Consider the following 2,021-nt stretch of genomic DNA (forward strand, 5'->3'; position numbering starts at 1 on the left):
TTTCCAGATGATGCGGGTCATCTCATCCCCATCAAGTTCAACAACGGGGTTTTCTACTTTGATCTTTACCATTAGAAGTCCTTTTTTTAAGTGATATCACTTTATAGCACTTTCAGATTTATAATGAAAAGTAAAAACAAGGGGAAAAAAGCATTCAAAAACGATATCAACAATAGAGTAATTTGAAAGAAAAAAATCATCTTTTCTTTTTTAGTAGTGGAGTCATAATTTCAAATTAAAAAGGTAAGTTATTTGGAAAATAGCCTTAATTTTTTATAAAGATTGCTTTATCTGACATTTTGGAGTTTCATGCATTACAATACTTGTTTCTAAAGCTTCATAAACTTAATGTGGAGAGTAATCAGTGTAAAAAGTTTAAATGAGTAAGTTTTTTAAGGAGCATGATAGTTTATTTTAATTGATATTGCAATATTGATTCGTTTGTGTAATCTTAGTTTAAATGCACAGAGGTGTTTTGTGGATAAATTACATTAAACACCAGTGTGATAAAGAGGGGAAAGCTGATGAGTATATAAAAGTTTAAAGGGCTCGTCATAATTTTTTCTCTAAATTTGACTTTTTTTTAAATATTGAAGTAAAAGCAATAAAATAGTTTTATTTCATTATAATTTAATAAATTTAAGTTAAAATTATATTTAATATTTTTTTGAATTTACTTAAGAGCGCGTTGAAAGGATTAACTTAATCATGTCGCATAAAAATATTTATTCTGCTGTTTCAGTATTAATTGGAGCCGCTGCCCTTTTTCTTATAGCTGGCATTTCTGCAAATGCGCAAACTTTATCGCAAGGTTGGTACAAAGTTTGTAGTAAGCAGCATGATGTTGATATTTGTAATACAATGAATACTGTATTATCGAATACGGGACAACCTTTAACGGCTTTTAATCTTGTTGAAATAAAAGGGAAGCAAAATGAAAAACGTATAGGCATTCAAGTGCCGACAGGTCGTTTTTTGCCAGAAGGTGTTCATATTAAAATTGGTGATGATTTCTCTAAAAAAATCCCTTATGTGATTTGTAATGGACCAAGTTGTATTGCCAATGATGTTTTAGATGATAAGCTTATAGCAGCTATGAAAAGTGGTACAAAAATGGTTGTAACTACAGTTAATTTTCGTGGTTCAGCTAATCCTATTGAATTTTCTCTGAATGGATTTACAGCTGCTTATACCGGTCCTGGTATGGAAGAAAAAGATTTCCAACAAGAACAAATAAAGCTTCAGCAGGCTATTCAATCAAAGCAAAAAGAAATTGAAGAGCGTATGCGGGCTGAGCAAGAAAAAGCAAAACAAAAATAACCATAGAATTGGTTAAAACTTTTTTATAATTGTTTATTTAAACCGCCACATTTTTTGTGGCGGTTTTTATTTTCTTAATTTTTTGAAAGAGTTCTACGTTTCCACCAACCAATACGCTCAGTTTTGGGATTATCGTTAGATGTTGATGAGATAACAACGGGTTGATTGATTGTTTCTGCAATTTGGGAAAGAGAGGATTCGACAACTTTCTTCATCTCCATTGCAGTTTCTTTCTCTAATGTTTTTTGTATTTGCATTATCTCTTTAGAGGATGACTTTTTGCGTGTTCTACGTGTTGATTTTTTACTATTTTCAGGAGTTTTACCCTCTAACTCATGAATAGATTTATCTGCTTTTTTTGTTTTAAGTTTACGTGCAGAATTGGTTTTAGGCTTTTCTTCAAGAGATTTTTGTCCTGTGACATTTTGATCATTCTCTAGAGAAAGTTGACTTTCTTCTGCTTTTGAAGAATGTGTTTTACGTTTTTTAGGTTTAATACTTGTGTCAACTTTTGTTGTTTCATCTTGTTGTTGTATATCTAGAGCTTGTATATCATTTTTTATTTCTTCAGATTCAAAAGACTTAGAAGATGGAACACGACGTTTACGATGCGCTATTTTAATCTCTGCTAAAGCTTGCTTAGCAAAATCTCCCACTGGTTCTGCATAAGGAACGCGAATCTGATGAAAACTATTATCTTG

At 31.2% G+C, this 2,021-nt stretch carries 1 protein-coding gene and 1 pseudogene; one reads left to right on the top strand and one right to left on the bottom strand.

Going from position 1 to position 2,021, the window contains the following annotated elements; all coding sequences use genetic code 11:
* Nucleotides 1-708 precede the first annotated feature (708 nt).
* Entirely contained in the window at nt 709-1,320 is a 612-nt protein-coding gene (locus ACFIO3_RS12165) for an invasion associated locus B family protein (RefSeq protein ID WP_375608379.1), read from the top strand.
* Between the two features lie 74 nt (nt 1,321-1,394).
* On the opposite strand, the pseudogene ACFIO3_RS12170 reads toward ACFIO3_RS12165, so the two are convergent.
* Nucleotides 1,395-2,021, bottom strand: a pseudogene (locus ACFIO3_RS12170) (ribonuclease E/G); the annotation flags it as partial.

It is taken from the genome of Bartonella sp. AD328YNZD (assembly GCF_042196425.1).

Bases quoted from the DNA above. Each gene is read 5' to 3' on its own strand.
- ACFIO3_RS12165 (WP_375608379.1), top strand. From the start codon at position 709: ATGTCGCATAAAAATATTTATTCTGCTGTTTCAGTATTAATTGGAGCC.